Origin of the sequence: Bacillus cereus group sp. Bc031 (assembly GCF_027716265.1) — a bacterium.
Taxonomy (GTDB): domain Bacteria; phylum Bacillota; class Bacilli; order Bacillales; family Bacillaceae_G; genus Bacillus_A; species Bacillus_A paranthracis.
Map to the genome: position 1 here is coordinate 196,783 of NZ_JAQFUL010000001.1, position 7,873 is coordinate 204,655.

Here is a 7,873-nt window from a genome sequence, read left to right on the forward strand (position 1 = left end):
TAGCACATATAAAATAAATAATCATTATAAGTTTCTTATTTATGTAGTGTAGAGTCCGAATATGAAATATTGCATATGAAAATCCGTTGAAGTTCATATTGCTGATTACTATAATCTATTTAGTAGAAGGGGGATATGTTATATAAATAAAATTATTATAGATTAATATAATGATTAAATATTATTAATAGGAGAAGTGATGTAATGAATATATTTAAAAGAATATTTGTTTCAGCTGTAATCATTTCAATGTTTTTAGGAATAGGAGGCACTGTCAATATTGTAAATGCTGATTCTATAGAACAGCAGAGTAAATTAGGAATAGACCAAGAAACAGATAAGCAAATCATTGTAAAATTCAATGCGGATTTGAAATTACCATATGAAGATGGTATTGAAAAACAAATACAATCTCAAACGAACGATAAAGTACTAGAAGATCTTTTGGTAGAATATCCAGATGTAACATTCATGCGTTTATTCACATCTGTAAGTCCAGAGGAAATAGAAGACCTTGAAGTGAAAGCGCCCAATAATGTATCTACAAGTTTATTAAACTACTATATTCTTCAAACTCAAAATGGTGAACAAGAGGAAGAACTAGTAGATAGGTTAAAGAAATCTTCTTTAATAGAAGATGTGTATATGAAGAAACAAGAAAAAATAACGCCACCAGAAGTGCAACCATCAAGTGTATCTCTTAATCCTAATAACAATCCTAGATTTAAACAACAAGGTTATTTAGAAGCAGCACCATACGGTATTAATGCGCCCTTCGCCTGGGGAGTCCGAGGCGGTAATGGAAGTGATGTAACCTTTGTTGATATGGAATATGGATGGTTATTAAATCATGAGGATTTAGTACATCAAAATATTGAGTTAATGTCTGGAATAAATATAGATCAACATGTCGGTCATGGGACGTCTGTACTAGGAATTGTATCCTCTGAGGACAATGAAGTTGGGAATATTGGGATTGCGCCAAAAGCGAAAGCAAAGGTGATTTCTCAAATAAGAGATAACGGACAGTATAATACAGCTGATGCAATATTAAGTGCTGTAAATCAGTTAGAAGCTGGGGATGTTTTATTGTTAGAGGCACAAGCATCTTTCGATGGATATGGTGATAAATATTTACCTGTTGAAGTACAACCAGATATCTTTGATGCGATCCGTGCTGGTACAGATAAAGGTGTTGTCATTATAGAAGCTGGAGCAAATGGTTGGAATGATTTAGATCAATTTAAAGATAGAAATGGTAAACAAATTTTAAATCGTAATAGTAAAGATTTTAAAGATTCAGGTGCAATTATGGTAGGAGCGGGCTCTTTATCTCTCCCTCATGAGCGTATGTGGTTTTCGAATTATGGCAGCCGTATTGATGTGTATGGTTGGGGAGAAAACGTAGATACAACTACAGCAGAGCAAAGTCGAAGTGCTGTAAACCTGTATACATCTAGCTTTAGTGGCACGTCGAGTGCGTCGCCTATTATTGCCGGAGCAGCGACTTTAGTACAAAGCATTGCGAAAGAAAATTTAGGACAACCATATAGACCGAGTGAACTAAGAGCGATATTAAGCAACAAGAACACAGGAACAAAATCTAAAGATCCATATGCAGATAAAATTGGTGTTTTACCAGATTTGAAGTCTATACTAGTTAACTTAGGGTATGGAAAAAGAAAACCAAACGGTGGGAATGAGTTACAAGTAACAGAAAATGAACCAAATAATGAACGTATACAGGCAAATAAAGTTAACTTTCATACACCGGTGAAAGGAACGTTACATAATAGTGATAGAGTAGATGTATTTACTTTCCAAATTGACTCTATGGAAAATATTAGCATATCCCTACTAAATGAACAAAATATCGGAATGACATGGGTACTTCATCATGAATCAGATTTAAATAACTATGTAGCATATGGTGAAAATGAAGGAAATGTAGTGAAAGGAACTTATAATGCAAAGCCAGGTAAATATTATTTATACGTCTATAAGTATGAGAATAAAGATGGTTCATATGTATTGAATATAAAGTAAACGAAAGGAGCTTCAGATGAAGTTCCTTTAAATTTTTCTAATTCAGGATATATGAATGTTTTTTAACTTTATTTCTATGCAATATTTCATACTTATGAAATGATATTTATTTTTTACTCACTAGATTATATTATATTCAATAAGTTTGATATAAAACAAAAAAAGGAGGAATAATAATGAGCAGTAAGAAATTTATTTTGAAATTATTCATATGTAGTACGATATTTATCACATTTGTATTTGCTTTACATGAGAAGAGGGTTGTTGCGGCTAGCTCTGTTAATGAGCTTGAAAATTGGTCAAAATGGATGCAACCTATACCTGATAATATCCCGTTAGCACGAATTTCAATTCCAGGAACACATGATAGTGGAACGTTTAAGTTGCAAAATCCGATTAAGCAAGTATGGGGAATGACGCAAGAATATGATTTTCGTTACCAAATGGATCATGGAGCTAGAATTTTTGATATAAGAGGACGTTTAACAGATGATAATACGATAGTTCTTCATCATGGGCCATTATATCTTTATGTAACCCTGCATGAATTCATAAACGAAGCGAAACAATTTTTAAAAGATAACCCGAGTGAAACAATTATTATGTCTTTAAAAAAAGAGTATGAGGATATGAAAGGAGCAGAAGGTTCCTTTAGTAATACGTTTGAAAAAAATTATTTTGTTGATCCTATCTTTTTAAAAACAGAAGGAAATATAAAACTTGGAGATGCTCGTGGGAAAATTGTACTACTAAAAAGATATGGCGGTAGTAATGAATCTGGAGGATATAATAATTTTTATTGGCCAGATAATGAAATGTTTACGACAACTGTAAATCAAAACGTAAATGTAACGGTACAAGATAAATATAAAGTGGGTTATGATGAGAAAGTAAAATCTATTAAAGATACGATCAATGAAACGATGAATAATAGTGAGGACTTACATCATCTATATATTAATTTTGCAAGCTTGTCTTCTGGTGGTACAGCATGGAATAGTCCATATTACTACGCCTCTTACATAAATCCTGAAATTGCAAACTATATAAAACAAAAGAGTCCTAAAAGAGTAGGTTGGATCATTCAAGACTACATAAATGAAAAGTGGTCACCATTGCTGTATCAAGAAGTTATAAGAGCGAATAAGTCATTAATAAGAGATTAAAGATGATGAGAGTAAGAAGCGATAAAATACGTCGCTTCTTATTAAAAAACAGTGTATCTTGTAAATGGACCAATTTTTGAGTTATCTCAATCGATGTTTCATTATGAGAAGGCTAAACTTTTAAATCAAATTAATTTCAAATGAAAATTAGCATAAATAATCCTGCAAAAAAGCAACTGATCATACGTGTTCAGTTGTTTTTTTATTTTTAAAGTGGATGAGCAAAAAAACATAAAAGTGGTTGGTCCGTTTTTTGTAAACATCTATTATGATAAGAGAAGAAAGGTAGTATGTTATTAACGTTTTAAAGAGGAAGTTCTTAATAAAAATAGACTGGCCTTAGAGAGGTGAAAGTACTATGAGCTTTGCGATTTCACTAGTCGTTATTATTGTAATTGGATCACTGTTTGGAACCGTACTAGTTGCACGGAATGTGGAGGAGAATTACGGCAAGTCTACAAAGAGAAATGTGAAAAACTTATCCACTATTTATATTATCCTTCTTTTCGTACTACTTGTTGGGGTAACGTGGTATGCGGTAATAATTTGATAGTTTGTAACAGAACTGCAACGAGAGTATGAAGCTGGAATTTCAGAAGCTATCGAGTAATCAGAAACGGGGCTATTTTAATATATCCATTTTAGGATGAGACAATGTGACTAATTAATACTATTTTTACGGTAAATACTGTTAGTAATAAATTGAGGATAGTTAGCTTTGAAAGGAGGCAACTATATGGAATGGAAACCAAATCGTGCAGATAAGACGCCTGTATATAAACAAATAGCGGATTATATTGAAAGAGGTATTTCTTCAGGTGAGTTTCCTTCTGACAGTAAGTTACCTTCTGAGCGCATGTTAGCAAAAGAATTACAGGTAAATAGGAGTACGATAGTAGCTGCATATGAAGAATTAAAATCACTTGGAGTAGTAGAACGGCAAAAAGGAAGCGGAACACGGGTGAATACAGACATATGGGGTGTTTCACATAAACGAATACCGAACTGGGGTAGGTACGTTGAGGATGGATCGTTCTTACCTAACGTACCACTCGTTCAACAAATTAGAACGGAAACACAAAAAGAAGACTTAATTAATTTAGCGAGTGGTGAATTGTCACCAGAATTAATTCCGAGTGATAGATTCCGAACAATTTTGTCGGAGAAAACATTTATGGAAAACCTCGGTTATGACCATCCACTTGGAAATGAAATGTTGAGAAAAACAATTGCGGCACATGTTCAGCAATATAAACAAATTGAAGCAGATTCGAATTCTATCCTTATTACATCAGGAGCACAGCAGGCACTTAATCTTATCGTTCAATGCTTATTAAAACCTGACGATGCGATTGCAATTGAGGACCCTTCGTATTGTTTTTCACTGCCGATGTTTAAATCTGCTGGCTTAAAAATATTCCATTTACCTGTTGATCAGCATGGAATGAATCCAGAAGACTTAATTGATTTGCATAAAAAGCATCGTATTCGTATGGTATTTTTAAATCCGGATTATCAAAATCCAACTGGAACTGTGCTTTCATTAGCAAGACGTAAAAAGATTTTAGAACTGTCTTCTGAATTTGGTATACCGATTGTAGAAGATGATCCGTATAGCTTAACTTCATTTAATGGAGAAGTGAATCCAACATTAAAATCAATGGATCAAAACGGCAATGTTCTTTATATAAGTTCATTATCAAAAATTGTTGCATCAGGATTACGTATTGGTTGGATAATTGGCCCAATGCGTGTAATAGAACGTTTAGCGGATGCAAAGCAGCAAGTTGATTTTGGCCATAGCGTATTTACGCAGTGGGTGGCAAATCAATTTTTAGAATCAGAAGATTTTCATGCACATATTACAATGCTCCGTGGACAATTGAAGGAAAGAAGAGATGCGTTAATTAGAAAGCTTGAAGAAATATTAGGGGACCAGGTTGAATTCTTTGTTCCAGAGGGTGGAATACATTTATGGTGCAAAGTGCAAGGAACGTTTGATGAATATCATTTATTAGGTGAATCTATACGAAATGGTGTAGCGTTTGTCCCGGGGAGTGTTTTAGGTACTAAAAGTGAATATGTTCGTTTTACTTTTGGGAGAGTAAATGTCGAACAAATTCAGCTGGGAATGACGAGATTTGCGGAAACGTTAAATGAAATTTCATAATAGTAATGCGTAATATTGAAATGAGGGAAAGAAATGAAGTACGTGATGCTTTTACTTCAAGTAGGCGTGCTATATGTATTTAGCTTAGTTGGTACGTGGATTCAAGGGGTATTCCATCTATCAATGCCAGGAAGTTTAATAGAGATGTTAATGCTTTTTCTACTCCTTTCTATTCGTATTTTACCATTAAAGTGGTTTGAAGAAGCGACAATCGGTTCGGTGACTATGATTGTAACAGGGATACTCATCAGTATATTTAGACCATATGGAACGAAATTTATATTTTAAATTGTAATGGAGATGATGAAAGTGACAACATGGTTTATAGTTACATTATTTATTTTTGGTGCCCTTAAAGTACTCGTTTCTAGTATGCCAACTTCAGTTGTAGAATCTATTATTAGTAGATTTGAATTACATCAAAAACTTGATGAGGAGAATACCTCTATATCGATAGATGGAAAAAATATAGAGGGGGAAATGAAACTACAAGTTATTCATGAATTTAATGAAGCTTTATTTTTAGATAAACATTATTTTCCACCGCGCGGAGAAGGAATACCAATCGTCATTGATACGAAAAAAGGGAATAAAGAGATTAGATTTTCTCTATACAGCTATGAGGAACACGTTGACGTAATAAAGCAATATAAGAAGAAAGTCGTTGCCTATCGTTTACGATCTAAAAGCCTTCAAACCCGTGCACCATTAGCAATAACTAAAGATTATGCTTAAGAAGAGATCTATAATGATCTCTTTATTTTTTTATACAATGATATACTTTCCAAATAAAAAAAAAGAATATCATATAGCCAAATAAAGAGTATGTATGATTCCAATCTACACTATGAGTAAAGAAACCTAATCTTTCAGCAATCTGTTCAAAAATGCTAGCACAAATACCTATTGTAAGAATAAATAGAATCCTAGAAAATACAGATAGGTTTTTTGAAATGTGTATGAAAATTGTTGTTAAAATCGGTAGTACAAACAAAGTAAAGCCTATGTTAACTGAAAATATGGATGAGAATGGTCTAACCGGAAAGGAATATATTTGTTTCGCAACAAAGAAAGCATCTAAGCAAGTGCCGATAATAGAAGATAGTAAGATTGTAACGACTAATGCGAAAAGGTTATTCTTCTTCTCGAAGGAGAACATTTTTCTTTGCAAGAATGGCCAGTTCAATCTTTTCGAGTGTTTTACAGTAGTCTTCTGTGATTTGTCCATGTATCCTTTCCTCCTTATCAGTTAAATAATGTATGACTTGCCAGTTGTTAAACCAATCTTCATATTCTGCTTCTTCATGTTTCATATTTTTCCATGCATACATAAGTGCAGGGCTATATATACGGTAGGCATCACTTTTTAATTGGCATTTCTTTATTCTTCGTTTATAAAACTCTCTTGAAAAGGATTCATTTACGCTTGAAAATAAATGTGGCCAATAATCTTTTCGTGATCCAGTGTGTGGATGAGTGTCAGCCCATTGTAGTATACGAGCTAAAACATGCTCATCATGAAATAATAGTGCATATAATCTTTTTCCGAGCAAAATTCGTTCGTGTAAGGAAGTGAAGTGTTTCATTGTATCACCAATTAATTTTGTTTTCTGTATAGGCTTTTCTTCGCAGAAAGGGAAGAGGATATGATTAAATTGAAAGAAATCAAAAAGTTTGAATCCAATACTATTTAGTACATTTTTTTTGAAGTGTTTATTTTGAATTACTCTTTTTTCTAAGTAGTTTTGTTCATTAATAATAGTGGAAATAGCTAATATTTGTTTGTTTCCGGTTTTCCAAAAAAAGTTCCATATCGTTTCCATAAATGTTGACACATTGAGATGAGGGAGGAGATAAAAAAGATTTTTGGATTTTTTTACACTCTGTTCATATAACAAAAATTGTGGATACACATCTTGAAAGATAAGCCAATTCCCCCGTTCTAAAAAAGAAAAGAAAGTAAATTGATCTTTCTCAGATAACAACTTCGTATATAAATCCCCCTTTAAATCTGTCATGTTCCAACCGCCGTTACGCGAAACCATATGTCCAAGTAATGCCCAATGTATTTCAGGATACCTTTTGTAAAATTGATAGTAAGCGCGAGTTCTTGTCACATTATTTTGATTTAATAATTTTGTTCTTTCTTTAATTGTATGTATTAATATTTCTTCTTCTTTCGAAAAGGGGTAAAGAAAGTTATTTGCGTTGGTGCATTTTTGTTTTAGCTCATTTTTTATTGAGAAGAGGGATAGGGGAATGTTTTTGTAAAGTTTATGATTTGGATTGTCGTGCTGCATGTAATTCCCTCCAATTCAAGTCTGTTATCATAAATATATTAGTAACTACTTACATAAATGATATGTGAAGGAAATGAAAAGTTGCAAAGCACAAAAAAAGAAAGAGGAGACGGGTAATCCGTACCCTTTGTAAAGGACATTTTAAAAAAAGTTAGGCGGCATCAAGAAGATGATTTCTGTATTCAACAGGG

Annotated in this window: 7 protein-coding genes and 2 pseudogenes; 7 read left to right on the forward strand and 2 right to left on the reverse strand. The window is 33.0% G+C overall.

The window, feature by feature from the left end; translation table 11 throughout:
* The first annotated feature begins 204 nt into the window (after positions 1-204).
* The 7 genes and pseudogenes from PDQ33_RS00920 to PDQ33_RS00950 all read left to right on the forward strand — a co-directional run bounded on the left by PDQ33_RS00920 (position 205) and on the right by PDQ33_RS00950 (position 6,117).
* Positions 205-2,046, forward strand: a complete 1,842-nt coding sequence (locus PDQ33_RS00920; RefSeq protein ID WP_270754370.1) for a S8 family peptidase — start codon at positions 205-207, stop codon at positions 2,044-2,046.
* 176 nt (positions 2,047-2,222) lie between these two features.
* Positions 2,223-3,212 (forward strand): phosphatidylinositol diacylglycerol-lyase, encoded by a 990-nt coding sequence (gene plcA / locus PDQ33_RS00925; protein ID WP_270754368.1) that lies wholly within the window; start codon positions 2,223-2,225, stop codon positions 3,210-3,212.
* A 48-nt stretch (positions 3,213-3,260) separates the two neighbouring features.
* Positions 3,261-3,356, forward strand: a pseudogene (locus PDQ33_RS00930) (GntR family transcriptional regulator); the annotation flags it as partial.
* A gap of 214 nt (positions 3,357-3,570) precedes the next feature.
* The gene (locus PDQ33_RS00935) at positions 3,571-3,762 is read left to right on the forward strand and encodes a hypothetical protein (RefSeq protein WP_000006450.1); all 192 of its coding nucleotides are present in this window, start codon (positions 3,571-3,573) and stop codon (positions 3,760-3,762) included.
* Positions 3,763-3,948: 186 nt separating this feature from the next.
* The gene (gene pdxR, locus PDQ33_RS00940; protein WP_270754367.1) at positions 3,949-5,382 is read left to right on the forward strand and encodes a MocR-like pyridoxine biosynthesis transcription factor PdxR; all 1,434 of its coding nucleotides are present in this window, start codon (positions 3,949-3,951) and stop codon (positions 5,380-5,382) included.
* A 33-nt stretch (positions 5,383-5,415) separates the two neighbouring features.
* Positions 5,416-5,616, forward strand: a pseudogene (locus PDQ33_RS00945) (CidA/LrgA family protein); the annotation flags it as partial.
* A gap of 75 nt (positions 5,617-5,691) precedes the next feature.
* Positions 5,692-6,117 (forward strand): YfmQ family protein, encoded by a 426-nt coding sequence (locus PDQ33_RS00950; protein WP_000214617.1) that lies wholly within the window; start codon positions 5,692-5,694, stop codon positions 6,115-6,117.
* Positions 6,118-6,139: 22 nt separating this feature from the next.
* On the opposite strand, the gene PDQ33_RS00955 is transcribed toward PDQ33_RS00950, so the two are convergent.
* Both PDQ33_RS00955 and PDQ33_RS00960 read right to left on the reverse strand, forming a co-directional pair.
* Positions 6,140-6,610 carry a CBO0543 family protein gene (locus PDQ33_RS00955; RefSeq protein ID WP_014297950.1) on the reverse strand — a complete coding sequence of 157 codons (471 nt, stop codon included), beginning with the start codon at positions 6,608-6,610 and terminating at the stop codon, positions 6,140-6,142.
* Positions 6,516-7,682, reverse strand: coding sequence for a DUF2515 domain-containing protein (locus tag PDQ33_RS00960; protein ID WP_061131619.1), 1,167 nt, complete (start codon positions 7,680-7,682; stop codon positions 6,516-6,518). The genes PDQ33_RS00955 and PDQ33_RS00960 overlap by 95 nt, the downstream gene beginning before the upstream one ends.
* Positions 7,683-7,873: the final 191 nt, after the last annotated feature.